This window comes from Bacteroides sp. L008 (genome assembly GCF_040812255.1).
Taxonomy (GTDB): Bacteria; Bacteroidota; Bacteroidia; order Bacteroidales; family Bacteroidaceae; genus Bacteroides; species Bacteroides vicugnae.
In genome coordinates, this window is the sequence record NZ_JBFNXO010000001.1 from 1772773 (window position 1) to 1799260 (window position 26488).

Annotated in this window: 17 protein-coding genes, 2 tRNA genes, 3 rRNA genes and 1 other RNA gene; 3 read left to right on the plus strand and 20 right to left on the minus strand. The window is 43.2% G+C overall.

What is annotated here, in order from left to right:
• Window positions 1-26: 26 nt before the first annotated feature.
• The 16 genes from AB3G73_RS07175 to AB3G73_RS07250 all read right to left on the minus strand — a co-directional run bounded on the left by AB3G73_RS07175 (window position 27) and on the right by AB3G73_RS07250 (window position 17832).
• Window positions 27-1787, minus strand: a complete 1761-nt coding sequence (locus AB3G73_RS07175; RefSeq protein WP_074559273.1) for a V-type ATP synthase subunit A — start codon at window positions 1785-1787, stop codon at window positions 27-29.
• Window positions 1788-1804: 17 nt separating this feature from the next.
• Window positions 1805-2647, minus strand: a complete 843-nt coding sequence (locus AB3G73_RS07180; protein WP_148367583.1) for a DUF2764 domain-containing protein — start codon at window positions 2645-2647, stop codon at window positions 1805-1807.
• Between the two features lie 11 nt (window positions 2648-2658).
• On the minus strand, window positions 2659-3249 hold the full coding sequence (locus tag AB3G73_RS07185) for a V-type ATP synthase subunit E family protein (protein WP_008999644.1): 591 nt from the start codon (window positions 3247-3249) through the stop codon (window positions 2659-2661).
• A 434-nt stretch (window positions 3250-3683) separates the two neighbouring features.
• Window positions 3684-3794, minus strand: a 5S ribosomal RNA gene (rrf, locus tag AB3G73_RS07190).
• 77 nt (window positions 3795-3871) lie between these two features.
• Window positions 3872-6751, minus strand: a 23S ribosomal RNA gene (locus AB3G73_RS07195).
• Window positions 6752-6906: 155 nt separating this feature from the next.
• Window positions 6907-6980: transfer RNA gene (locus AB3G73_RS07200), tRNA-Ala, on the minus strand.
• Window positions 6981-7038: 58 nt separating this feature from the next.
• Window positions 7039-7115 (minus strand) — tRNA-Ile (locus tag AB3G73_RS07205).
• 277 nt (window positions 7116-7392) lie between these two features.
• Window positions 7393-8921: ribosomal RNA gene (locus AB3G73_RS07210) — 16S ribosomal RNA — on the minus strand.
• The 16S, 23S and 5S rRNA genes sit together here with 2 tRNA genes alongside, the layout of an rRNA operon.
• 941 nt (window positions 8922-9862) lie before the next feature.
• Window positions 9863-10039, minus strand: coding sequence for a hypothetical protein (locus AB3G73_RS07215; RefSeq protein WP_297284944.1), 177 nt, complete (start codon window positions 10037-10039; stop codon window positions 9863-9865).
• 318 nt (window positions 10040-10357) lie between these two features.
• Window positions 10358-11569, minus strand: a complete 1212-nt coding sequence (locus tag AB3G73_RS07220) for a clostripain-related cysteine peptidase (protein ID WP_148367910.1) — start codon at window positions 11567-11569, stop codon at window positions 10358-10360.
• A gap of 90 nt (window positions 11570-11659) precedes the next feature.
• Window positions 11660-12061, minus strand: coding sequence for a hypothetical protein (locus tag AB3G73_RS07225; RefSeq protein ID WP_004296669.1), 402 nt, complete (start codon window positions 12059-12061; stop codon window positions 11660-11662).
• 77 nt (window positions 12062-12138) lie between these two features.
• Window positions 12139-12762 (minus strand): murein L,D-transpeptidase catalytic domain-containing protein, encoded by a 624-nt coding sequence (locus tag AB3G73_RS07230; RefSeq protein ID WP_320975247.1) that lies wholly within the window; start codon window positions 12760-12762, stop codon window positions 12139-12141.
• Between the two features lie 134 nt (window positions 12763-12896).
• Window positions 12897-13757 carry an RNA polymerase sigma factor RpoD/SigA gene (locus AB3G73_RS07235; protein ID WP_002561589.1) on the minus strand — a complete coding sequence of 287 codons (861 nt, stop codon included), beginning with the start codon at window positions 13755-13757 and terminating at the stop codon, window positions 12897-12899.
• Between the two features lie 183 nt (window positions 13758-13940).
• Window positions 13941-15476 (minus strand): trypsin-like peptidase domain-containing protein, encoded by a 1536-nt coding sequence (locus AB3G73_RS07240; RefSeq protein WP_148367908.1) that lies wholly within the window; start codon window positions 15474-15476, stop codon window positions 13941-13943.
• Between the two features lie 219 nt (window positions 15477-15695).
• Complete coding sequence (locus AB3G73_RS07245; protein ID WP_148367907.1) at window positions 15696-16847, minus strand: dipeptide epimerase; 1152 nt, start codon at window positions 16845-16847, stop codon at window positions 15696-15698.
• A gap of 4 nt (window positions 16848-16851) precedes the next feature.
• Window positions 16852-17832, minus strand: coding sequence for an NlpC/P60 family protein (locus tag AB3G73_RS07250; RefSeq protein ID WP_234133884.1), 981 nt, complete (start codon window positions 17830-17832; stop codon window positions 16852-16854).
• A 98-nt stretch (window positions 17833-17930) separates the two neighbouring features.
• Here AB3G73_RS07250 and rnpB point away from each other — a divergent pair.
• From rnpB to AB3G73_RS07265, 3 genes are all read left to right on the plus strand, one after another.
• Window positions 17931-18317, plus strand: an RNA gene (gene rnpB, locus AB3G73_RS07255) — RNase P RNA component class A.
• Between the two features lie 112 nt (window positions 18318-18429).
• Complete coding sequence (locus AB3G73_RS07260; protein WP_099147404.1) at window positions 18430-19749, plus strand: YihY/virulence factor BrkB family protein; 1320 nt, start codon at window positions 18430-18432, stop codon at window positions 19747-19749.
• Between the two features lie 54 nt (window positions 19750-19803).
• The gene (locus AB3G73_RS07265; protein WP_367744128.1) at window positions 19804-23088 is read left to right on the plus strand and encodes a S41 family peptidase; all 3285 of its coding nucleotides are present in this window, start codon (window positions 19804-19806) and stop codon (window positions 23086-23088) included.
• 212 nt (window positions 23089-23300) lie between these two features.
• Here the strand turns inward: AB3G73_RS07265 and AB3G73_RS07270 are convergent, their stop codons facing one another.
• The 4 genes from AB3G73_RS07270 to pstB form a co-directional block, all read right to left on the minus strand.
• Window positions 23301-23846, minus strand: coding sequence for a nitroreductase family protein (locus AB3G73_RS07270; RefSeq protein WP_099147586.1), 546 nt, complete (start codon window positions 23844-23846; stop codon window positions 23301-23303).
• Window positions 23847-23878: 32 nt separating this feature from the next.
• Entirely contained in the window at window positions 23879-24481 is a 603-nt protein-coding gene (locus AB3G73_RS07275) for a riboflavin synthase (protein WP_004303876.1), read from the minus strand.
• Window positions 24482-24891: 410 nt separating this feature from the next.
• A complete protein-coding gene (phoU, locus tag AB3G73_RS07280) occupies window positions 24892-25581 on the minus strand; it encodes a phosphate signaling complex protein PhoU (protein WP_004296659.1) in 690 nt (229 codons plus the stop codon).
• 143 nt (window positions 25582-25724) lie between these two features.
• Window positions 25725-26483: a phosphate ABC transporter ATP-binding protein PstB gene (gene pstB / locus AB3G73_RS07285; protein WP_148367902.1), complete on the minus strand. Its 759-nt coding sequence runs from the start codon at window positions 26481-26483 to the stop codon at window positions 25725-25727.
• Window positions 26484-26488 lie beyond the last annotated feature (5 nt).

Genomic DNA, 26488 nt, shown 5'->3' on the forward strand with positions numbered 1-26488 from the left:
TTATTTACGATTTAACAATTTACTATTTACGATTGAAGTTTCCTCTCTTCAATCAATTCCTTCAGTTGCTGCTGGAATCCTTCATACTGTTCCGATTTGAACTTCGAGTAGTTCATCTGCTTACAGATATTAATCATCTTCTTGAAGTAATCCATTACTTCGTTGAAATTATCAAAATCAAATTCCGTATGACAAATGTCGATTACCATATTCAGAATGTCTTCCTGACGTTCCATCGGAGTTACCGCATCAATTTCATCAAAAGCATCCTGTTGCAGAATAACAAAGTCAATTAATTCTGATTTCCAGAAGATCACATGATATTCTACCGGTACACCATCATCACCGAGGATATTGATCTGTTCGGCAATTTCCTTACCGCGCTGCAAACGGGTTTTCAGTTCGTTTACCTTTCCAATCCACTCACTGTTGATATGATTTTTGATATATTCCTCAAATTCCGGGTATTCGATATATTTTGAGTAAGAATCAATCGGATTCACTGCCGGATAACGTTTCTTATCGGCACGATCCTGCTCCAAAGCATAGAAACAACGGGCTACTTTCTTCGTATTTTCAGTCACCGGCTCCTTCAAGTTACCACCCGCAGGGGATACCGTACCGATAAACGTAATAGACCCCGTTTCGTCATTACTTAGTTTTACATATCCCGCACGACCGTAAAAGTTGGAGATAATAGCCGAAATATCCATCGGGAAAGCATCCGGCCCAGGCAATTCTTCCATACGGTTGGACATCTCACGCAAAGCCTGTGCCCAACGGGAAGTAGAATCCGCCATCAACAAGACTTTCAATCCCATGGAACGGTAATATTCCGCCAGTGTCATTGCTGTATATACAGATGCTTCACGGGCAGCTACCGGCATGTTGGAAGTATTCGCAATGATGATAGTACGTTCCATCAACTTACGTCCCGTATGCGGGTCTACCAGTTCGGGGAACTCGGTAAAAATTTCCACCACCTCATTGGCACGTTCACCACAAGCCGCAATGATAACGATATCCGCTTCCGCCTGTTTAGAGATAGCGTGCTGAAGCACCGTTTTACCAGTACCGAACGGACCGGGGATAAATCCCGTACCACCTTCCACAATCGGATTCAGCGTATCAATCACACGTACACCAGTTTCCAACAATTTGAAAGGACGCGGTTTCTCCTTATAATTCGTCATCGCACGTTTCACAGGCCATCTCTGAATCATAGTCACAGGAATATCATTTCCTTCTTCGTCTGTCAGGATAGCAATTGTATCTTCTATCTTATAATCACCTTCCGGCATGATTGTTTTTACGGTAGCCGTTCCTTTCATAGTGAACGGAGCCATAATTTTAAGTGGCTGGAAGTTTTCATCCACCTGTCCCAACCATGCAGAAGCCTGCACTTTGTCACCTACATTCGCCAAGGGTATGAAGTGCCATACACGTTCTTTATCCAACGGATATGTATATTGTCCTCTTTTCAGGAAGACACCATCCATCTTGTCGAGGTCATTTTGCAGACCATCATAGTTTTTCGATAACATACCCGGGCCTAATGTCACCTCAAGCATGTGTCCTGTAAATTCGGCTTCAGCACCCACTTTCAGTCCACGTGTGCTTTCAAACACCTGGACATATACGTGTGAACCTACAACCTTAATCACCTCCGCCATCAACTTATCGCCACCGGTCGAGATATAACAAATCTCATTCTGAGCTACCGGTCCGTCAACGACGAGGGTCACCATGTTGGCAATAACGCCACTAACAGTTCCTTTTGTTGCCATATATTTTTTTTATTTTATTATCTGAATTCTGCAGGAATCTGCACTTCATTCTTCAGCGATTCGATAATGCTTCTGAACAACTGATTACCTCTTTCCTTATCCAGTGAAATCCACCGTTCAATCATTTCCAACTTCAGCAGGAAAGCGAAAATACGTTCGATAGTGAAATAGTCGAAGAAAATAGCATCCTCCATCCAATTCCACCGCAGGGCATCCAACTTCTTCTCACGCTCCACCAATTCTGTAATCTCACTGATTTTCACTAACGATTCAAACACATCCACTTCACCGGACAGTCCGAAATCGCGGGCACTCGATGTACGCAATGCTTCGCATACTTCCGTATTTCCCACAACGTTGGAAGCAATATCCCATTTGAATTTACGGCTAGTAAATGCGACAAGAATATTATTGATGTTCAGGTTGAATTCAAACCAGGCAGCAACAAACTTATTCCCACAGTTCATCGCATACTCATAATATAGAGCAGCCAGATGATCCTCGTGCAAAACCGTACTTTCAGCCGGAGTATTCAAATAATCAGTTATAAAAGTGGATAGATAGACTGGGAATTCTTTTGGACTGATTTCTCCGCCTTCTCTCAGAATAGAAATATATTCAGAGAGTTCTTCAGCAGAGTAGTTTCCCCGTTTGTCGATTTCCGCTTCTTTATCTTTGAGAAGTTTCAGCACATTTGCATTATCAAACTTCAGATAAAACAAGTCAATCAACTTCTGGTCTGAAACAGACAATCCATTGTAGATTTCAGTTTTAAAATCGGCTACTGTATAGCTCAGTTTGCTGTCTTCCAGCGAAAGTTCCGGCAAACCTGCTACCAAGTAATAGTACTTACTACTCATAGTCGCTTCTTTTAAAATAGCATTTCTACTAATTGAGGACGCAAGAACGCTTTGAAGTAATTCATGAATTCTTCTTCTCCGAAGTTCACCTTATACGAACCGTCCGCCGGAGAAACTGTGAACAGAGTTTTGATACCATTTACTTGCTGGATAGTCACTCCCTTGTCTAATAAGGCTTTTGCATGAGCTGCAAAATACTTTTTCAGTGATTCCGCATCGGCTGTTGAGATAACGATAGGTTCGTCTACACTCCATTTGGATGCCAATGCTACGATAAACGCATTCAGATAATCTTTATCCTGGGCGAAATCTTTCACGGAAGCGGTTATCAACTTGTCAGTTACCATTGTAGCCACCTCAGATTTGAGTGCATTCACAGCCTGACCGGCAAATAGTTTTAACTCTGATTTAGTATTCTCTGCTAACTCATCAGCAGATTTACGAGAGGAGTTTACAATTGATTCTGCCTCCTTGCGGGCATCCTCAATGATTTTCTTAGCTTCTTCCTGAGCATTCGCGATAAGTCTCTGCGCTTCTTCGTTTCCTTTTTCCACGCCTTCACGATAAATCTTATCGGTCAACTCTTGAATTTTGTTTTCCATATTAACAGGAGAATTTAGTATTATTACTATATTAACTTAACTGTGTGTCCTTTATCAGATTCTCGCCAAATTTACAAAAATCAATTTGATAAAAAAGAGAAAGAAGAAAAGAAAAAGAACCATTTGCGAAAAAATTACAGTCCTACACCTATTTTGTTCCGATTTAGCCCTTTTCTTATTACTAAATGACACATTTACCGGATTTTTCAAGCCGGAAAACAAATATAAGAAATCCAAAAGACATTTGGAAACATGTAGATACTTAAAACGGCAAATGGGATATTAATACAAGATTAAATAACAAAAGCTATCGGTATTTCACCAAATTCTTAAAAAACAGAAAACCAAGCTGACGGAAGTTGAATATTGATAAAAACAGAAGTAATAAAACACAGAAAGCCCCTTGACTCAAAATGAATCAAGGGGCTTCTTTAAAACGGCGGCTACCTACTCTCCCACTGTTACGCAGTACCATCGGCGTGACGAGGCTTAACTTCTCTGTTCGGAATGGGAAGAGGTGGAACCCTCGTGCTATAACCACCTGAATAAGGTTATGACATGATGAAAAGTAAAAATTCAGTGTCTAGAAAGCTAAACGTATATACCCAACCGGTACATGTTCGAAAGAAAGTGAACGGGCAATTAGTAATGCTCGGCTTTGATGTTACCACCTTTACACCTGCATCCTATCAACGTCATCGTCTTTGACGACCCTAAGAAATCTAATCTTGTGGCTGGCTTCGTACTTAGATGCTTTCAGCACTTATCCAATCCCGACTTAGATACCCAGCAATGCACCTGGCGGCACAACTGGTAAACCAGCGGTCAGTCCAACACGGTCCTCTCGTACTAGTGTCAGAGCCACGCAAATTTCATACGCCCACGATAGATAGAGACCGAACTGTCTCACGACGTTCTGAACCCAGCTCGCGTGCCACTTTAATGGGCGAACAGCCCAACCCTTGGGACCTTCTCCAGCCCCAGGATGTGACGAGCCGACATCGAGGTGCCAAACCCCTCCGTCGATATGAGCTCTTGGGAGGGATCAGCCTGTTATCCCCGGAGTACCTTTTATCCTTTGAGCGATGTCCCTTCCATACGGAAACACCGGATCACTATGCTCTAGTTTCCTACCTGATCGACTTGTCTGTCTCCCAGTCAAGCGCCCTTATGCCATTACACTCTACGGACGGTTACCAATCGTCCTGAGGGCACCTTTAGAAGCCTCCGTTACACTTTTGGAGGCGACCACCCCAGTCAAACTACCCACCAAACAGTGTCCTCGTATCTACGAGTTAGAACTCAAATAATCAAAGGGCCGTATTTCAACAGCGACTCCACAAATACTGGCGTACCTGCTTCAAAGTCTCCGGCCTATCCTACACATCAATTACCCAAATTCAATGTTAAGCTATAGTAAAGGTTCACGGGGTCTTTTCGTCCCATCGCGGGTAATCGGCATCTTCACCGATACTACAATTTCACTGAGCTCACGGTTGAGACAGTGTCCAGATCATTACACCATTCGTGCAGGTCGGAACTTACCCGACAAGGAATTTCGCTACCTTAGGACCGTTATAGTTACGGCCGCCGTTTACTGGGGCTTCAATTCAATGCTTCTCTTGCGATGACATCTCCTCTTAACCTTCCAGCACCGGGCAGGTGTCAGGCTGTATACGTTATCTTTCAATTTGGCACAGCCCTGTGTTTTTGTTAAACAGTTGCCTGGACCTATTCTCTGCGCCCAACTCTCGTTGGGACCCTTTATCCCGAAGTTACAGGGTCAATTTGCCTAGTTCCTTAACCGTGAATCACTCAAGCGCCTTAGTATATTCAACCCGACTACGTGTGTCCGTTTGCGGTACGGGTACCTTAAAGATTAAGTTTAGCGGATTTTCTTGGGAGTATGTTTACACGCACTATTACCTCATTCCGAAGAATTCGGTATACTATCAGGTTCGACTCTTGCGGTGGATTTGCCTGCCGCAATCAACATCTACACCCTTCAACGGACTATTCCGTCAGTCCGCGGCGCTGTCACTCCTCCGTCTCCACGTCACTCTTTAAGGTAGTACAGGAATATTAACCTGTTCTGCCATCGGCCTCACCGTTCGGCTGAGCCTTAGGACCCGACTAACCCTGATCCGATTAGCGTTGATCAGGAAACCTTAGTCTTTCGGCGAGGGGGTTTCTCACCCCCTTTATCGTTACTTATACCTACATTTGCTTTTCCACACGCTCCAGCAAAGCTCACGCTTCACCTTCGACGCAGAGTGGAATGCTCCCCTACCGATCATTACTGATCCCATAGCTTCGGTAAATTGCTTAATGCCCGATTATTATCCACGCCAAACTCCTCGACTAGTGAGCTGTTACGCACTCTTTAAATGAATGGCTGCTTCCAAGCCAACATCCTAGCTGTCTTAGCAATCTGACTTCGTTAGTTCAACTTAGCAATTATTTCGGGACCTTAGCTGATGGTCTGGATTCTTCTCCTTTAGGACATGGACCTTAGCACCCATGCCCTCACTCCTGGGATCGAACTACTGCGCATTCGGAGTTTATCAAGACTTGATAGGCGGTGAAGCCCTCGCATCTTATCAGTCGCTCTACCTCACAGTAGTAATTCCCAAGGCTGCACCTAAATGCATTTCGGGGAGTACGAGCTATCTCCAAGTTTGATTAGCCTTTCACCCCCACCCTCAGTTCATCCGGAAGCTTTTCAACGCTTATCGGTTCGGTCCTCCAGTTAGTGTTACCTAACCTTCAACCTGACCAAGGGTAGATCACTTGGTTTCGCGTCTACTCCTTCCGACTAATCGCCCTGTTCAGACTCGCTTTCGCTTCGGCTTCATGTCTTGAGACACTTAACCTTGCCGGAAAAAGTAACTCGTAGGTTCATTATGCAAAAGGCACGCCGTCACTGCTTACGCAGCTCCGACCGCTTGTAGGCGCACGGTTTCAGGGACTATTTCACTCTTCTATTCGAAGTGCTTTTCACCTTTCCTTCACAGTACTGGTTCGCTATCGGTCTCTCGGGAGTATTTAGCCTTACCGGATGGTCCCGGCAGATTCACGCAAGATTTCTCGTGTCCCGCGCTACTCAGGATACCACTACGCTTCGTTTCACTTCGTATACCGGACTATCACCGTCTATGGTCCCATTTTCCAAAGGGTTCTACTCATGAAATGTCTTGCGATGTCGTGGTCCTACAACCCCAATATTGCCGTAACAACATTGGTTTGGGCTAATCCCCGTTCGCTCGCCACTACTAGGGGAATCATTATTATTTTCTTTTCCTACAGGTACTAAGATGTTTCAGTTCCCTGCGTTAGCTTCCATCTAGGATGGATGACATTCCTTCAGAATGCCGGGTTGTCCCATTCGGAAATCTTCGGATCAAAGGTTATTTGCACCTGCCCGAAGCTTATCGCAGCTTATCACGTCCTTCATCGCCTCCGAGAGCCAAGGCATCCGCCATGCGCCCTTGCTTACTTTCTTTCAAACTTCTTAAATTGAAAATTGAGAATTGAGAATTAAAAAATAATACTCAATGACAATATCAATCACGTACGGTTTGATATATACTTTTAGCTCTTACTAAAATTTTACTTTTTGTACATCATGTCAAAGATCGTTTCTCTTTTCAGAGATCGTGGAGAATAACGGATTCGAACCGTTGACCCTCTGCGTGCAAGGCAGATGCTCTAGCCAGCTGAGCTAATCCCCCAAGAGGTTATCAAGAATTACTGTATTCCGCTTACGCGGCATTTCCTCGTTCTTGAGCTTGGTAGTCCCAGGCAGAGTTGAACTGCCGACCTCTACATTATCAGTGTAGCGCTCTAACCAACTGAGCTATAGGACTATGTTCTACGCATTATCGGCTGCTTTCGGCATAATCGATGCAAGCATCGCTTCTGCTCTCTCTTGCTCGATAATTCAACCTTGTCTACCTGTATGTTAGACTCGGCTTCTTTTTTCTCTTGTTTATCTCTATCTATACTTCTATAGATGGTTGATCTATATATTATAAATAAACAAGTACCAGTAGTACAAAAACAGAACCTTTAAAGTCACTTTTTTTACGATGTCGTATTTTACATTATTCATGCAGAATTACATCGTTTACGGCATCACTCCAGAAAGGAGGTGTTCCAGCCGCACCTTCCGGTACGGCTACCTTGTTACGACTTAGCCCCAATTACCAGTTTTACCCTAGGACGCTCCTTGCGGTTACGTACTTCAGGTACCCCCGGCTTTCATGGCTTGACGGGCGGTGTGTACAAGGCCCGGGAACGTATTCACCGCGCCATGGCTGATGCGCGATTACTAGCGAATCCAGCTTCACGAAGTCGGGTTGCAGACTTCGATCCGAACTGAGAGAGGTTTTTGGGATTAGCATCCTGTCACCAGGTAGCTGCCTTCTGTACCCCCCATTGTAACACGTGTGTAGCCCCGGACGTAAGGGCCGTGCTGATTTGACGTCATCCCCACCTTCCTCACATCTTACGACGGCAGTCTCTCCAGAGTCCTCAGCATGACCTGTTAGTAACTGAAGATAAGGGTTGCGCTCGTTATGGCACTTAAGCCGACACCTCACGGCACGAGCTGACGACAACCATGCAGCACCTTCACATTTGCCTTGCGGCTATATAGTTTCCTACATATTCAAATGCAATTTAAGCCCGGGTAAGGTTCCTCGCGTATCATCGAATTAAACCACATGTTCCTCCGCTTGTGCGGGCCCCCGTCAATTCCTTTGAGTTTCACCGTTGCCGGCGTACTCCCCAGGTGGAATACTTAATGCTTTCGCTTGGCCGCTTACTGTATATCGCAAACAGCGAGTATTCATCGTTTACTGTGTGGACTACCAGGGTATCTAATCCTGTTTGATACCCACACTTTCGAGCATCAGTGTCAGTGACAGTCTAGTGAGCTGCCTTCGCAATCGGAGTTCTTCGTGATATCTAAGCATTTCACCGCTACACCACGAATTCCGCCCACCTCTACTGTACTCAAGACTGCCAGTTTCAACTGCAATTTTACGGTTGAGCCGCAAACTTTCACAACTGACTTAACAATCCACCTACGCTCCCTTTAAACCCAATAAATCCGGATAACGCTCGGATCCTCCGTATTACCGCGGCTGCTGGCACGGAGTTAGCCGATCCTTATTCATATGGTACATACAAAATCCCACACGTGGAATACTTTATTCCCATATAAAAGAAGTTTACAACCCATAGGGCAGTCATCCTTCACGCTACTTGGCTGGTTCAGACTTACGTCCATTGACCAATATTCCTCACTGCTGCCTCCCGTAGGAGTTTGGACCGTGTCTCAGTTCCAATGTGGGGGACCTTCCTCTCAGAACCCCTATCCATCGTAGTCTTGGTGGGCCGTTACCCCGCCAACAAACTAATGGAACGCATCCCCATCGATAACCGAAATTCTTTAATATCAATCTCATGCGGGATTGATATGCTATCGGATATTAATCTTTCTTTCGAAAGGCTATCCCCGAGTTATCGGCAGGTTGGATACGTGTTACTCACCCGTGCGCCGGTCGCCATCTTCACTTTGCAAGCAAAATGAAATGCTGCCCCTCGACTTGCATGTGTTAAGCCTGTAGCTAGCGTTCATCCTGAGCCAGGATCAAACTCTTCATTGTAAAAGTATTTTTTATCATCAGTTAAGATGACCTTTTTGCTCTGTTCAGGACGCCGTAATTTTATTGACCTTATTCAAATACCTGTTAGCCTTAATTGTATCGCTACTTCATAAGACAAGTATTGACGGTTCTATTTTTACTTGTACTACTTGTATTGTTTATCAATATTTCAAAGAACTTGTTGCTTTCGTTTTAAAAGCGGGTGCAAAGGTAAGGGCTTTATTTTTAACTACCAAACTTTTTTGGAAGTTTTTTTTCAGTTTTTCTTTTTACTCAATTTCTCTGGCTCTCTATGCGAAAGGGAAAGAATGTATGAAAGAAGAACTCGCCGGTTTTCTTTGCGAATCGGACTGCAAAGATAAGAACTTTATTCAGTATTATCCAAACTTTTTCGGAAGTTTTTTGTTCTTTTCTTTAAGGGGGATTCCGCTTTTTCACTAAGTCAATTTTTCAAGGCTTTCTTCTCTTGGAAAGCGGGTGCAAAAGTAGCCCCTTTTGGTATACAATCCAAATATATCAAACGATTTTTTCTAATTATTTTTGAATACATTTGCTAAAGTGCTGATGCATAACGATGTTGTAGAACATATTTTTTTTGATAGGATTAGAAGGGCGTAGAAATAGACGAGGAAATGAGAGTAATACCAGATGCATTAGGAAAGCCTTAGAAGAGCTATGTTTTACGAGTGCTAAAGCTATGCTTTAGCACTCGTAAAGCGCCGCTTTAGCATTGCCAAATCACCGCATTGTTAATAACAAGCGGGGACAGTAGGGACACTTTTTCGAGGCACCATCACACACACGCGTACATATATATGCTCCCTGACTAGCTACATTGATAAACATTCCGCATTGGGTCAGAAGTCAGGAGGGGTACATATCTTCCTTCACCTCATGGCAGCCACCAGCTACCATACCTATGTACAGACCAATTCTGCTCTCTACTTGTCAAAGAAGAAATTCTCATCAACATTCATACGATAACTAATGTCTACAGGAAGAAGGAACGGCAGAATATGCGTGACATGGGCAGTAGAAGTGTCCGCTCCGGCTTTACAGATAAGCCCTATTCCGTTAACGTCGATGTTTGCAGAACACCTGTGGATATTATTCCTCAAAATAAAGATCACTCTATTTGCGGACATTTACAGGACTTCCGTGGTTCATAAGACGCTCACCAGTTCAGCCAGTCAGCTTCGGAGAAAAAAACAATGAGGTATTGCGGTTCACTACCCGGTAACACTCATTCTTCATCGCCATCCCCTTCTTCCCCCATCGTTTCATTATTTTCTACCTTATTATATGCGCGCATGTGTGTGTGAGAATATTATGCAGTGTCCCCACTGTCCCCTTTGTACCTGCTCCACTATTCATGACTTTATTTTTGCAAGGGTGGCTCCTGCGTGCGTTGGTATTTGGAAAACTCCCTCTCGCATTTACCAACCAGTTTCATTCCATCCGGCAGCGGAATACCATTGTAATGTTCGATAAAAATTATTCATTGCAGAACTATGCGTTCCATTAGGAATGTATGTAGAAAGTCCTTCTGCTTTTTCCATAGAAAACATATTCTTGGTTATTCCCGAATAATTTTTTGAGGTAGTCTTAGAATATATAACAGTCTCAACGAAGGATTGACGCCATAACTGATAATCTGTATTATCTTTTCCTCCCGTCAAAGTCTGAATTAAATTATCAAAATCATAATTGGCATGATTATTAAAATCATAAAGCAATATACCATTACGATCTACCACGCTTTCATCTTTGATATACTTAGGAATAATAGTTTTAGTAACCATAGCGAAATTATCTAAAGCAGTACTATTAATCACAGAAATAGCAACTCCACCTGTCCAGTTAGCATCACTCCATGGTATTTCACCTGTATAATATCTTTCATAATAATCAAAATAAGCATTTGCGATATTAATGGGTAAATTATTTTCAGTAAACATTTCCGGAACAACCGCACTATAAGGTGCTCCAGGCCCTGGTATTTCAGTAGGTGAACCAATAAAATATTCTGCACAATCGCGTAACTCATAAGCTACTTCAACAGCCTGCATAGAACACGAATCAAATAAAATAAATTTCAGAGGTTTAGGAAAAGAAGACAATAACACTTCATGAAAATCCGGGATATTCATTTGGGTTAGACGATAATATCCGATTGAGCGAGAGTTTGCATCTTTAGTAGCCGGCACCCATGAAGAACTATGAGATAGAAAAACAAAGCCATAACTATCTGCAGGGAAGTAACTAACTGTTTGAGAAATAACAGCAGACATCACATTCTTATCTAAAGGATTTTGCTCAGCATAAGTAAAAAGGGTATCTGCCACTACTTCACCATTCTGATTTTTTAATGAAATAAGATGGGGAACATCATCAACCATTTCGCTATAAACCACTAAGTTGCATTTGGAATAGTCAACCTCTTCCATCCCCTTTTTCATGTCTCTAAAATTATTTTTAAAGAGAGTAGACAGTTCGTTGTTCCCATTATCACCTACAATATATATCAACACAGTACGCCCCACCTGTTCACGTGGTTGAGGTGTAATAGGACCTTCTTCATCATCGTGACAAGCTGCCACCAACATTGCAACACAGAACAAAAGGGATAATATTTTAATCTTTCTCATAATATTTTTTATTAATGACGAGGCAAAGATAAAAAAATAAGAGATGCAAAACTGCATCTCTTATTATATTAACAATTCAACTATTGCTTATTACTCTTCCGGTTTCGTAAAATGGAATTTATCGGAATCAATCCGCGACACCGTCATTCTATTATTCTTCTTGTATTTATTCAGAATCTTCGTTGCTTCTTTTTCTAATTTCTTCTTGTTTTCCGAGAAGTAAATCATACATGTACTATTCTGCTGCAACTGATTATCCTCCAGATAATTCTTCAACTGATAACTATATAACTCACGGTGAGACAAGAAACCTTCCTTGCTGACCTTCGCACTATCTAATATCTGAATGTCCGTGAAATAGACTACTGTATCCGTAAATGAAGCAGAAATTCCAAAAGCATAAACTGGTTTAGAGTGGTCTTTTTTCAAGGAAAAAGCGGAGCACATGGTAAACACAAGTGCAATTGCAAATAGTATTTTTACGTATTTCATATCATATAATTTTTAACCTTGCAAAGGTAACAAAAAAGAGGAGATTACCTCTATTTATCTCAAATAAATAGCATTTCTTAGTCATAGACCCATAACAGGAGTGGTTTCTTCTCCGCTTTGAGCAACCCGTCAACTTTCCTCATCACTTCATCAGATATTACAGGACACCCCTGACTGATTCCTAACGGAAGATGCAAAGGATATACCTCTGTTTCCGGCAATGGAGTATAAGAATGCAACACGATATACCGCTTGAAAGCATTATTATTCGTCGCTTCCAATCCATGTAATTTATAATGAATATTGATTCCCCACTTGCTATACGACCGGATACCCACCTTGTATTTCCCCAACGAAGAGCAATAGCTACCTTCCACATTGCTGAATACAGGCTTGGACACAGTGCTATTTTTCCCATATCCATGAGCACAGAGACTGGCATATTTCACGGAATCTCCCTTGAAGTCCCATACAAAGAAACGCCTCTTACCAGAATGAATACTGAAATCTACCAGAAAGCAATAATTCGTATTATATCCGTTCTTATCACAATAAGCCTTTCCCGCCTGTGCTTTCTCCCGCAAACGCTGCTCTACTTTAGCAGGCACCGAATCAGAAGAGGATGCCGCACATTTTGCATATGCCACCATCCCAGCTCCCAAAGCAATAAGAACCAATGATATTAAAACTGACCTTTTCATAAAACTCGCATAGTATAAGATTGAATCATAGAATGGGGCTTATGTAAAAAGTCGCATAAGTACATTCTTCTATATGAAAAGTGCGACTTATGCGACTCAAATTCTTTTTTCTTTCAGAAACTGATATTCCTTACTTATCCCAAGTAAGATTTGAGCAATTTACTACGATTACTTTGTCTAAGTCTTCTAATTGCTTTTTCTTTAATCTGACGAACGCGCTCACGTGTGAGGCCAAATTTATCGCCGATTTCTTCCAATGTCATTTCTTGCTGTCCGATACCGAAAAACATCTGAATGATTTCTTTTTCTCTATCGGTTAACGTAGAAAGAGCTCTATCAATTTCCCTCGCAAGAGACTCATTAACCAGAGAGCGGTCCGCCATTGGCGAATCATCGTTAACCAACACATCCAACAGGCTGTTGTCCTCCCCTTCCACAAAAGGCGCATCCACCGAAATATGACGGCCGGATACCTTCAGCGTATCAGAGATTTTATCAACCGGAATTTCCAGTTCGTCTGCCAACTCCTCGGGAGACGGGCGCCGCTCGTTTTCCTGTTCAAACTTCGAGAAGGCTTTGCTGATCTTATTCAGCGAACCTACCTGATTCAACGGGAGACGAACAATACGCGACTGCTCTGCCAATGCTTGCAGAATAGACTGGCGAATCCACCATACAGCGTAGCTAATGAACTTAAATCCACGTGTTTCATCAAATTTCTCGGCAGCCTTAATCAGTCCTAAATTGCCTTCATTAATCAAGTCAGGCAAACTCAAACCTTGGTTTTGGTACTGTTTAGCCACAGATACGACGAAACGAAGATTGGCACGTGTCAATTTTTCCAATGCTACACGGTCACCCTTACGAATGCGTTGAGCGAGTTCCACTTCTTCCTCGACAGTAATCAGGTCTTCACGGCCGATTTCCTGCAAATACTTATCAAGAGAAGCGCTCTCTCTGTTAGTGATACTTTTGGTAATCTTTAGTTGTCTCATTCTTTAAAAACAGATTTGGAGTGCAAAGTTACGACAAATAATTTGTTAACATACAAAATTAAGTAACTTTTACACTATATTTTTCATCTAATAAAACAAAAAGAGATGCCGACAAGTTGATTGGCGGCATCCTTTTTCTATTTCATTAGCTTATCCTGTGATCTTCTTACCTTATTTTATATATTACTCTTGAGTCAGATCGACAGCGAAATATCCACGTTTACCAGATGGGAACACACCAGTCAGGAACAATACCTGATTCGGAGACTTAACAGCAGCTTTCATCACTTCTTCCAGATCGCTGACTTTGCGCATCGGCTGGTCATTAGCTTTCAGGATAATGAAGCCTTTACGAACTCCCGCATCCGACATCTTACCGGAGGAAACTCCTGTCACTTGCAGACCGTAGCCCAGATTCAATTGCTTCTTCAAGTCATCCGGCAACTCTTTGAAAGCAGCTCCCAGGATTTCCATACCTGCATCCTTCACAATCTTGGTAGTACCTTGCTCGTTCTTCAACGTTACTTCAACGGTCTTTTCCTTCTTATCGCGCATCAGTTTCACTTTCACCTTATCACCCGGACGATGTTTAGCAAGTGCTTCCTGCAAGTCAGCCATATTGGACACTTTCTTATTATCCACACCGATAATTACGTCATCGACTTTGATATCAGCTCCTGCAGCAGAACCATTCTCTACGATTTCAGAGACCCATACTCCTTCTACAACACCCAGTTCTTTAGCTTTATCTGCCAGAGTCTTACCGGATTTGTCAATCGGTTGACGGTCGTCCATCAAACTGCTACCGATAGAGCCACCACGAATACCGAGCAATGCACGTTGTACTGTTCCGTATTGTTTCAGGTCGGCAATTACTTTCGTCATAATGCTGGTCGGGATAGCAAAACCGTATCCTGCATAAGCACCTGTCGGAGAAGAAAGCACTGAATTGATACCAACCAATTCACCTTTGGCATTTACCAGTGCACCACCACTGTTACCCTGGTTGATGGCAGCATCCGTCTGGATGAATGATTCTATACCACCATTATATACTCCCAGAGAACGGGCTTTTGCACTTACGATACCGGCAGTTACAGTAGAGTTCAAATTGAACGGGTTACCTACTGCCAATACCCACTCTCCTACTTTCAACGCTTCGGAGTCTCCCACCGGAATAGTCGGGAAATCATCACCCTCAATTTTCACCAGCGCAAGGTCGGTGCTAGGGTCAGTACCAATCACGCGTCCTTTAAATTCACGGTTATCATTCAGTTTCACACTGATTTCATCCGCACCTTCAATCACGTGATTGTTCGTTACGATATATCCATCCTTCGAGATGATTACTCCCGAACCAAAACCTACACGAGGTTGAGACTGTACCTGACGTTGCTGTCCGCGTCCATCACCAAAAAAGAAATCGAAAATGTCCGGCGCTTGCTGAACAGTTCTTGTTTTAGCTTCTTGAGTAGACCTTATATGTACGACAGCATGAAGCGAATTCTCAGCAGCCTGGGTCAAATCAACAGGTTGAGCGTTCACAGCATCAAAAGCAGCCAATTTTACATTGGGATTCTGCTTGAACATCTCATTGAAAGACGTCTCTTTGGCAGCTTCGTTAGATTGCAACAGTTTGTAAGTTGTCAATCCTGCAACTCCTGAGCTAAGAAGAACGATTGCTCCTACTCCCAGAATGTTCTTTGTTGTTTGTTTCATGATTTATAATTCTTTAAAATGTTAATATTCGACATTGTTTTAACTTTTACGACGTTAAAATAATAACAAATATCGTTCACTTATTCTACTTGTCACTCTTTTTTGTCCACTTTTAACAGAGAATATTTGGAGCTTAACAGCGGTTAACGACAACACCTGACAAATTTACATTCGTTGTATGTCAGATGGCTTTAACACTCTGACATTCATTCAGTAAAGTCAGATTTTCATGACACCGATTCCGGGTAAGTCATTCAGGGTGATCTTTCCTTTCACCACTTCCACCCCTTTAAAACGATCATTAGAGATAAGCAGGTTGCCATCCAGATCGGCAAAATCAACTAATGGCGAAAACTGTGAAGCTGCAGAAATAGCACAGGAAGTCTCTGTCATACAGCCCACCATCACACGCATGCCGAGTGCATGAGCCAATGTCACCATCTTCCATGCTTCACGCATACCGGTACACTTCATCAGCTTTATATTGATTCCCGTGAAAGCACCTTTCAAAGCGGCTACATCTCCCAGACGCTGCAAGGATTCATCCGCAAATATCGGTAGCGGGCTCTGTTGCGTTATCCAGGCAATATCCTCTAGCTTCTCCTTAGGCATGGGCTGTTCTATCATCACAACGCCTTTTTCTTTCAACCAATGAATCATATCGAGCGCATATTGGCGGTCTGTCCATCCTTGATTGGCATCTATTGCTATCGGAAGGTCTGTTACCGAACGAATGGTTTCAATCATCTCCTTATCATTGTCCCGTCCCAGTTTCACCTTTAATATATTAAACTGATCGGCACACTCTTTTGTTTTCGCCCGTACCACATCCGGCGTATCGATACCTATCGTAAAGGTAGTGGAAGGTGTCTTTTCTTTGTTCAATCCCCATATCTTATACCAGGGAGCGCCCAACAGTTTCCCTACCAGATCATGAAGGGCGATATCTACCGCAGCTTTCGCTGCCGTATCCTTTGGTGAGAGGCTGTCAACGTATGACAAAATGTCATCCAGCTGAAAAGGATCACTAAACTGTTCCAGATTCACTTTCCCCAGGAAATTCATCACAGACTCTACTGTTTCTCCCAAATAAGGAGGCATAGAGGCTTCTCCGTACCCCGTCACGCCTTCATATTCTATTTCTACCTGCACATCGGGAGTTGTTGTACGCGAATAAGTGGCAACTGTAAACACGTGCCTCAACTTCAGTTCATAAGGAAAAAAAGTCATTTTCATCTTCCCTCCCAAACCGAGCTTATTTATATGAATGGTAGAAAGCGACGATTCTCCGGCTAATGCCTGACGGACTACTAACCCCGAACCAAAAGCAGCCAAAGCTGCCGTTTTCAAAAAATCTCTCCTGTTCTGCATTCTTTTATTTATAAAAGGGGTTCTTATTTGTGGTATTCATTCCTTTCTCCTTATTTATATAAGGTAAGAAACGGACAGCAAAAAGTAAACGCTTCGTGTTAAATTCATCATAGTTTTGATCCGCAGGATTCATGCTGCTGACGTGCACATCTCCCAACGCGTGGATAAACTGCTTGTTTCCGAGGTAAATGCCAACGTGAGAAATACTTTCTTTACGTTCCGCAGTCGCTTTCCGGCCGAAAAACACCAGATCCCCCCGTTTGACATTAGAGAAGTCAGGGGCAATATCGATATGTTCGCCCACATAGGCCTGCTGAGAGGCATCTCTAGGGATAATAATGTCATGCATAAAAAGTACGGTTCGTACCAGTCCGCTACAATCCACTCCCTTGGAAGAGGTTCCTGCCCAAAGATAAGGAATTCCTATCATTGAGTAAGCGGTTTCAATGATGCTTTCAACATCTTGTTTCAGTGAAGCACGCCATTTTGTTTCCGGTTGGGAAATGGATTTCGAAAGATATGCTTTCCGACCGTCGGGATAAGATACTTGATAGAAATGTCCTTTGTTCCCCTCCCACTTCAAACGATTGCCCGCAACAACATCGGATACGGGTTGGGAACTCTCATCCGGCTTTTCATACGCAAATCCGTAGTGCGAGGTAACCACTATCTTTTCCGCCCGGTTCCATTCATCATACCGTTCTTTCGACATGGGGGTAATCACCATCCGGTGCACCCATCCGGTATAATCATCCGGTGTTTGTATCTCGTACCAACCATTATACTGAAGTACCTTGACCGGCATTCCCAACAATGCCTGCGTACTCATACCGGAAGTAAATTTGCCTTCCTCGCGCAAATTGCAAACTGAAATATGTACTACCCCATAAGCCGAATCGGCAGGCATGGGGCGTATTTCCTGTGCTTTCAGGCTAGCTGCCGTCATCGCCAGAAAACAATAGAAAAGGAGGATATTCTTCTTCATTAAAATCCATTTTAATGATAGCAAAGTTAGAAATTATTTCTATTTGTGACACTTTCTTTGGCTAAAACAAAATAAATGACGTATTTTTGCAGTCTAAAGCAGTTGGCCGGTCTGTCGCGTGCATGTTTCGTGCAGGAGGAAAGTCCGGGCAACATAGAGCATCCTACTTCCTAACAGAAAGCTGTCCGCGAGGGTAGAGTAACGTAGAAGAAAATAACCGCCGCTCCTTTCGGGGAGAGGTAAGGGTGAGAAGGTGGGGTAAGAGCCCACCAGTCGCATGGCGACATGCGGGCTGTACGTCTTAGGAGTTGTAAGGTCATGTAAACCGGCGTTATGAGAGTTGCTCGCTCCATGTCGGAGGGTAGACCGCTAAAGTGTCGTGGTGACACGCCACTCAGATAAATGACAGGCACCTGATATAATTAAAGATTAATAATCGGAAATTATATGGGGTACAGAACTCGGCTTATAGGCTGACTGCTTTTTCTTTTAATTATCCATTTAATTACAAATGACTAATGGATGAGGATCGACTGTTCGAGCATGGCTGTTGTAATCAGTAATTAGTTGCTTGCAATTAGTAATCAGCGAAGAACCATGAAGAAGAAAATCACCGATATATGGAAGTTTCTTACGTATGACATCTGGCGCATTACGGAAGACGAAGTGACCCGGACCAAGTTCTCACTCTACAATATTATAAAGACCGTCTATCTTTGCATCAACCGGTTTACCAAAGACCAAATGGCCAATAAGGCTTCTGCACTGACATATAGCACATTGCTTGCCATTGTACCGATACTTGCCATTCTGTTTGCCGTAGCACGCGGTTTCGGATTTGACAACCTGATGGAACATCAGTTCCGCAACGGCTTCGGAGGGAATATAGAAACAACGGAGGCCATTCTCTCATTTGTCAATTCCTATCTTTCCCAGACTAAAGGAGGTATTTTCATTGGAGTCGGTTTGGTGATGTTGTTATGGACGGTTATCAATCTGGTCAGTAATATTGAAATCACCTTCAACCGTATCTGGGAAGTGAAAAAAGCACGATCCATGTATCGCAAGATTACGGACTATTTCTCCATGTTCCTGCTGATGCCGATTCTGATCGTGGTATCCGGAGGACTTTCCCTGTTTATGAGCACCATTCTCAAACAGATGGATGATTTCGTTCTGCTCGCTCCTGTCATGAAATTCATGATACGGCTTATTCCTTTCGTCCTGACATGGCTGATGTTCACCGGGCTGTATATCTTTATGCCGAATACGAAAGTGAAATTCAAGCATGCACTCATTGCAGGTATTCTGGCAGGGTCCGCTTATCAGGCTTTTCAGTTTCTGTACATCAACAGCCAGTTGTGGGTGTCAAAGTACAATGCCATTTATGGTAGTTTTGCCGCACTCCCCCTATTTCTGCTTTGGTTGCAGATATCCTGGACAATCTGTTTGTTTGGAGCTGAACTGACGTATGCCGGACAAAATATCCGCAGCTTCAGCTTTGACCAGGACACCCGTAACATCAGCAGACGATACCGGGATTTTATATCCATCCTGATTATGTCACTCATAGCCAAACGATTCGAAAAGAACAAACCGCCCTATACGGCTGCAGAAATATCGGAAGAACACCAGATTCCTATCCGGCTGACAAACCAAGTACTTTATCAGTTACAGGAAATAGAATTGATTCACGAGGTGGTTACCGACGAAAAAAGTGAAGAAATCGGTTACCAGCCTTCAATGGATATCAATCAATTGAATGTGGCTGTCCTGCTAGACCGTTTGGACACATACGGATCCGAGAATTTCAAAATTGACAAAGACGAAGAATTCAACGACGAATGGAAGGTGCTGACCGAATCCAGAGAAGAATACTATAAAAAAGCAAGTAAAGTATTACTGAAGGATTTGTAGGAAGGCCAAAACTTAAATCGCGAAAAAGAACTTAACACAATTAGATTAGAAAAAATGAAAAAGCTACTGCTAAGTGCATTTGTCATCTGTCTAGCAGGGACAAGCATTGCACAAGAATCTCCTTTATGGATGCGCCACTGCGCTCTTTCGCCAGACGGAACCACCATTGCATTCACCTACAAAGGAGACATCTACACGGTACCGTCAACCGGCGGACGTGCCACACAAATCACTACCAATCCGGCTTTTGATACAGAACCGGTGTGGAGTCCCGACAGCAAACAGATTGCCTTTGCATCGGACAGAATGGGAAGTCTCGACGTTTTCGTCGTATCCAGTGAAGGAGGAACGCCCCAGCGACTGACCACTCATTCGGGCAGTGAGAAACCCGTTGCCTACAAAGACAGCAAACACATTTTATTCACAGCCAACATTGCTCCCTCTGCCGAAGATGCCGGATTTCCTTCCGGTCAGTTCCAGCAAGTATACGAAGTGCCCGTGACGGGAGGACGCCCCACTATGTTCTCATCCATGCCAATGGAATGCATCTCTATCAATAAGGAGGGAGTGATGCTCTATCAAGACAAGAAAGGATACGAAGACTATTGGCGTAAACATCAGGTATCCCCTATTGCCCGCGACATCTGGACATACACTCCCGGAAAAGCCCCTATTTATCAAAAACAAACAACCTTCGGAGGTGAAGACCGTGAACCGGTATGGAGTCCTGATGGTCAATCATTCTATTATTTAAGTGAAGAGAAAGGGTCCTTCAATATATTCCAACGTACTCCCGGATCCACTACTTCCCGACAAATCACTTTCCATACCAAACATCCCGTACGCTTTCTAAGCATTTCAACTACAGGCACGCTTTGTTATGGTTATGACGGCGAGATTTATACACTTGTTCCGGGCAAACACCCCCAAAAGGTGAACATTAGTATCCTGGCAGACAAGAATGACAAAGATATTATCCGCCAAATCAAATCCAACGGAGCTACCGATATCGCTGTGTCTCCCAAAGGAAAAGAAGTTGCATTCATTATGCGCGGTGATGTCTACGTAACCTCTATTGACTACAAAACAACCAAACAAATCACCAACACACCCGATCAGGAACGTAACATCAGTTTCGCACCCGACGGACGCACACTCGTCTATTCTTCAGAACGCGATGGATTGTGGCAGCTTTACACTTCCACCATCGTACGCAAAGAGGAGAAACAATTCACCTATGCCACAGAATTGAAAGAAGAACGTTTGACAAACTCCAAAGTGGCTTCTTTCCAACCACAATTCAGCCCTGACGGTAAAGAGGTTGCTTTCCTCGAAAACCGTACCGCTATCCGTGTCATCAATCTGAAAAGCAAGGCTGTACGCACAGTGATGGATGCCAAATATCAATATTCTTATGCCGACGGTGACCAATGGTTCCAATGGAGCCCTGACAGCAAATGGATTCTATCAGACTTCATCGGCATAGGAGGCTGGAACAATAAAGACGTCGTTTTGCTGAAAGCCGACGGAAAAGGCGAAATGGTCAATCTTACCGAAAGCGGATACAGCGACAGCAACGCCAAATGGGTGTTGGGTGGAAAAGCGATGATATGGAACAGTGACCGTGCCGGATACCGTAGCCATGGTAGCTGGGGAAGTGAAGACGACACCTATATTATGTTTTTCGACGTCGATGCCTACAACCGCTTCCTGATGAGCAAAGAAGACATTGCCTTACTTGAAGAAGCGGAAAAGGCAGAGAAAGCAGAAAAAGAAAAAGCCAAGAAAGAAAAGGCAGAGAAGAAAGAAGATACTAAAGACAGTAAGAAGAAAACTGCCCAGAATGAGAATGCGAAAAAAGACAGTACAGAGGTAAAACCTCTTACATTCGATTTGGAAAATCGTTTTGACCGTATCGTTCGTCTAACTGTAAATTCTTCCCGCCTGGGTGACGCTGTCATGAGTCCGAAGGGTGATATTCTTTATTACCTGGCAGCTTTTGAAGGAGACTACGACCTTTGGGAGCATAAACTGAAAGAAAACACAACTAAAATATTATTAAAAGGAGTTGGCGGCGGCTCACTCATACCGGATAAAGAAGGAAAGAATATCTTTATGTGCACAGGCGGCCGATTGAAGAAAATAGAGATTGCCGGTAGCAAAATTACACCGATAGAATTTGAAGCATTCTTCGATTACCGCCCTTATGATGAACGTGCATACATCTTCGACCACGTTTGCCAGCAAGTAAATGACAAATTCTATATTGCCGACCTGCATGGAGTAGACTGGAAAGGATATAAAAAAGCATACGAACGCTTCTTGCCCCACATCAGTAACAATTATGACTTCACAGAAATGTTGAGTGAATTGCTCGGCGAACTGAACGGCTCCCATACCGGAGCCCGGTTTGCAGCAGGAGGCAGCGCAATGCCTACCGCTACTCTGGGAGTCTTTTACGATGAGTCATACAACGGTGCCGGGTTAAAGATCAAGGAAATCATGAAGCAAAGTCCTTTCACCCAGAAAAAGACAGAAGTGAAGGCAGGTTGCATCATTGAAAAAGTAGACGGCACAACGATTGAAGCCGGTGCTGATTACTTCCCGTTATTTGAAGGCAAAGTCGGACGCAAAGTAGTACTTACCGTATACGATCCTTCCACTAAAAAACGTTTTGAAGAAACTGTAAAGGCCATCAGCTATGGCACTCAAAGCGAGCTGCTTTACAAACGTTGGGTAGAGCGCTGCGCCAAGAAAGTTGAAGAGCTTTCCGGCGGACGCATTGCTTATGTACATATTAAAGGTATGGATAGCCCCAGCTTCCGCAAGATCTATTCCGAATTGCTCGGTCGTTATCGCAATAAAGAAGCCGTAGTGGTAGATACCCGTCATAATGGTGGTGGATGGCTGCACGATGATGTGGTCACCTTACTTAGCGGAAAGGAATATCAACGTTTCGTGCCACGCGGACAATATATCGGCAGCGATCCATTCAACAAATGGCTGAAAGCCTCATGCATGCTAACTTGTGAAGACAATTACAGCAATGCACATGGCACTCCTTACGTATATAAGACTCTAGGCATTGGTAAACTGATAGGCGCCCCGGTGGCAGGAACGATGACAGCCGTGTGGTGGGAGCGCCAGATAGATCCGTCTATTGTATTCGGTATCCCACAGGTAGGTTGCATGGATATGCAAGGCAACTATCTCGAAAATCAGACCTTGCAACCTGATATTCTAGTCTATAACGAACCGGCAGCCAGCCTGAAAGGAGAAGACGCGCAACTGAAAGCAGCAGTAGACTACCTATTAAAAGATTTGTCAAAAAAGAAATAAATACTGCATTATTGATGCCGCCGGAAAAGCGGCATCAATAATAAGTTAATTATCAACACCTTAGAAAAGCCATTATTGGTTTTAAAGAAACAGGTCGTTCCTTTAAAAGGAAAGCATCGTTGGTTTTAAAGGAAGGGAACGTTCCTTTTAAACCAACGATGCTTTCTGTTATATGCTTATCCTAAAAGCCTAAGAATATAATTATTTTTCAATCAATAACGATTGTATGAAATCACCTTTTCTTTCGGCTTCCTCATCTTCTTACGTTTTTCCTTTGCCGGATAGCCAATGACAATATCCAGCAATAAACGTTTCGAAGCAGGAATACCGGCAAGTTGTTTCATCTCTTTTTCATCGAACCAACCCAGAATACAAGAGCCCAATCCTTCGGCTTCAGCAGCCAGAGAAATATGAGCAGCCGCTATTCCAATGTCGATCAACGGGAAATGCTTACCTTTAACCTTTCCACCAAGCAGGGAAGTGATATTAGCAGATTCTTCTACAACCAGAATATGCACGGGAGCATCTTTGGCAAACTTATTCATTCCCAAGCCAGCAGCAGCTTTCCCGGCTTTTTGAGCCAGTTCCTTGTCTGTGATGACCACAAACCTCCAAGGTTGTGCGTTGCAGGCCGAAGGCGCCAAACGTGCAGCTTCAAGCACCCGTTCCAACTTTTCCGGCTCCACCGGACGTTCCTTATCATACGAACGGTCACTTTGACGAGCCTGCACCAATTGAAGAAAATCAGTATATGCCATTTCCAATCCTCCGGTCACTTATTTATATTTCCTTATTTATATTGAATCATCCGGCTGATATACTTGCCGATAATATCAAATTCGATATTTACCACACTGCCAATCTCAAATGTATGGAAGTTCGTATGCTCGTAAGTATAAGGAATGATAGCCACCTGGAAAGTATCATCCGTCGGATTACATACCGTCAGGCTAACGCCGTTCACAGTCACCGAACCCTTATCCACAGTGATATATCCGCGTTTCGCCATCTCCTTGTCAAACGCATACCGGAATGTAAAATACCAACTGCCTTCCGCATCCTTAATATCAATACAAGTGGCAGTCTGGTCCACATGCCCCTGAACGATATGTCCATCCAGCCGACCGTTCATCATCATGCTACGTTCAACGTTCACCTTATCCCCCACTTTCAACAAACCGAGGTTAGAACGCTCCAACGTTTCTTTCATGGCAGTCACCGTATACGTATCATCCGTCAGAGTCACCACCGTCAGGCATACACCATTGTGAGAAATACTCTGGTCAATTTTCAACTCATTCACAAACGAACACTTAAATGTAAAGTGTATATTCTCCTGGTCTTTCACCAGTGCTACCAAAGTAGCATATTCTTCTACGATTCCAGAAAACATAATTTTATTTACTCTTTTACGATTTACTATTTACTATTTTGATTTACTATTTACTATTTTACGATTGAAAATACTCTTTTAATGCAAGGGTCAAAGATACGAATTAGAAAGGAGCTTAAAAAATAAGAGCAAAAAAAAATAGGGCTTTTCACAAAGCCCCATTTTTCAGTTTTCAATAGGTATTAGTTTTTTTTTAAGGTAAAAAGATTGTTTTCAGGATAACGGTGCAAATATAGGCGGTTTTACCGATACTATCCAAATTATAAAACATGTCATATAACATCTTTTTGAAAATTCTTTGGATTTATTATCATTTGAAGCAAAAACTCCTGTAACTTGTCCGTTACAGGAGACAAATATAAGATAATTTTTTAAGGAGCCCTAATTTCTGTTTAAAAATCGGCAGAAAATTACTTTTCCGGGTAATTTTCATCCGTTTTTCCACGATGTTTTAACACTTTGGCATCAATGAAGAAAACAATCTCCTCGGCAATGTTGGTAATATGATCTCCCGAGCGTTCCAGTTTACGGAACACACTGACTAAATCTACGCAAGTATGTACAGCTTCCGGATGTTCGATAATATAGTCTGAAAGAATCCCTGTTGCATCCGCATTGATTTCATCCAGCAAATTATCCTTGGCAAACACTCCTGCCGCCAAATCATTACTCTCTTCATTCAAGGCACGTTTCGCCAGTTCCAGCATCGACAACACCTCTGCCTGCATTTCTGCCAGGCGAAGACGAGACAACAGTTCCGCATCTAATACCGGTTCTTTGCAACGAAGTACAAAACGGGCGATCCCTTCCGCAAAGTCACCTAAACGTTCCAAGTTCGTATTGATTTTCAACATAGCCAACACAAAACGAAGATCAATCGCCACCGGATTATACAATGCGATAATATCTTCCACATCACTATCTATCTTCAATTCGAAAGCATTCACCCTGCGTTCGCGAACCATCACCTGTTGAGCCAACTCCTTGTCAAGGGTCAACACAGCCTCTCCGGCACGGTCAAGCTGGTTGTACACCAAGGTCCACATTTCATCAATTTCCTTCTTCAATAGGATGAGTTCCGATTCTATAAACTTTACCATAGTCTATTATATATAAATGATTAATATTCTGCTAATTAGATTTCAGAGATAAATTTTAGGCACGGATTACACGGATGACGCTGTTGCTTTAAACAAGCATATTTCTAAAAACCGTGAAATCCGTGTAATCCGTGCCTAATTCATTACCCGAAGCGTCCCGTTATGTAATTCTGGGTAGCCTCCTTCTCCGGATTGGTGAATATCTTTTTCGTCTGATCGAATTCCACCATTTCTCCCATATAGAAAAACGCCGTCTTATCACTGACACGGGCTGCCTGCTGCATATTATGCGTAACGATTACAATCGTATAATCCTTCTTCAGTTCATGAATCAACTCCTCCACTTTCGCCGTAGAAATAGGATCGAGCGCAGAGGCAGGTTCATCCATCAGCAATACCGAAGGAGAGACAGCCATCGCACGGGCAATACAAAGACGCTGCTGCTGTCCGCCGGACAGTGCATAAGCCGATTCCTTCAACTTATCTTTCACCTCCTCCCAAAGAGCCGCTCCTTTCAACGTTTCCTCTACACGCTGGCGGATGAAAGCATTATCTTTTATTCCGTTCACACGAAGTCCGTAAGCCACATTCTCGAATATGCTTTTCGGGAAAGGATTGGGACGTTGGAACACCATTCCCACATTCTTGCGGAGTTCGTCCACTTCCACGCCTTTCGCATAGATATTATGTCCGTCGATACGGATTTCTCCCTCCAGGCGGGTAGCAGGAATCAAATCATTCATCCGGTTGAAAAGCCGGAGGAAAGTAGACTTACCGCAACCGGACGGTCCGATAAAAGCAACAACCGATTTTTCCTCAATCTGCATGCTGATGCCCTTCAATGCATGAAAGTCCCCATACCAGAAGTTCACATCACGCGTATCAATTTTCACTGTATCCATATACT

Coding starts and splice junctions, on each gene's coding strand:
- AB3G73_RS07275 (WP_004303876.1), bottom strand. CDS start 24,481: ATGTTTTCTGGAATCGTAGAAGAATATGCTACTTTGGTAGCACTGGTG.
- AB3G73_RS07245 (WP_148367907.1), bottom strand. CDS start 16,847: ATGCAGAACAGGAGAGATTTTTTGAAAACGGCAGCTTTGGCTGCTTTT.
- AB3G73_RS07250 (WP_234133884.1), bottom strand. CDS start 17,832: ATGAAGAAGAATATCCTCCTTTTCTATTGTTTTCTGGCGATGACGGCA.
- pstB (WP_148367902.1), bottom strand. CDS start 26,483: ATGGATACAGTGAAAATTGATACGCGTGATGTGAACTTCTGGTATGGG.
- AB3G73_RS07230 (WP_320975247.1), bottom strand. CDS start 12,762: ATGAAAAGGTCAGTTTTAATATCATTGGTTCTTATTGCTTTGGGAGCT.
- AB3G73_RS07225 (WP_004296669.1), bottom strand. CDS start 12,061: ATGAAATACGTAAAAATACTATTTGCAATTGCACTTGTGTTTACCATG.
- AB3G73_RS07220 (WP_148367910.1), bottom strand. CDS start 11,569: ATGAGAAAGATTAAAATATTATCCCTTTTGTTCTGTGTTGCAATGTTG.
- AB3G73_RS07180 (WP_148367583.1), bottom strand. CDS start 2,647: ATGAGTAGTAAGTACTATTACTTGGTAGCAGGTTTGCCGGAACTTTCG.
- AB3G73_RS07235 (WP_002561589.1), bottom strand. CDS start 13,757: ATGAGACAACTAAAGATTACCAAAAGTATCACTAACAGAGAGAGCGCT.
- AB3G73_RS07265 (WP_367744128.1), top strand. CDS start 19,804: ATGAAAAAGCTACTGCTAAGTGCATTTGTCATCTGTCTAGCAGGGACA.
- AB3G73_RS07260 (WP_099147404.1), top strand. CDS start 18,430: ATGAAGAAGAAAATCACCGATATATGGAAGTTTCTTACGTATGACATC.
- AB3G73_RS07270 (WP_099147586.1), bottom strand. CDS start 23,846: ATGGCATATACTGATTTTCTTCAATTGGTGCAGGCTCGTCAAAGTGAC.
- phoU (WP_004296659.1), bottom strand. CDS start 25,581: ATGGTAAAGTTTATAGAATCGGAACTCATCCTATTGAAGAAGGAAATT.
- AB3G73_RS07240 (WP_148367908.1), bottom strand. CDS start 15,476: ATGAAACAAACAACAAAGAACATTCTGGGAGTAGGAGCAATCGTTCTT.
- AB3G73_RS07185 (WP_008999644.1), bottom strand. CDS start 3,249: ATGGAAAACAAAATTCAAGAGTTGACCGATAAGATTTATCGTGAAGGC.
- AB3G73_RS07175 (WP_074559273.1), bottom strand. CDS start 1,787: ATGGCAACAAAAGGAACTGTTAGTGGCGTTATTGCCAACATGGTGACC.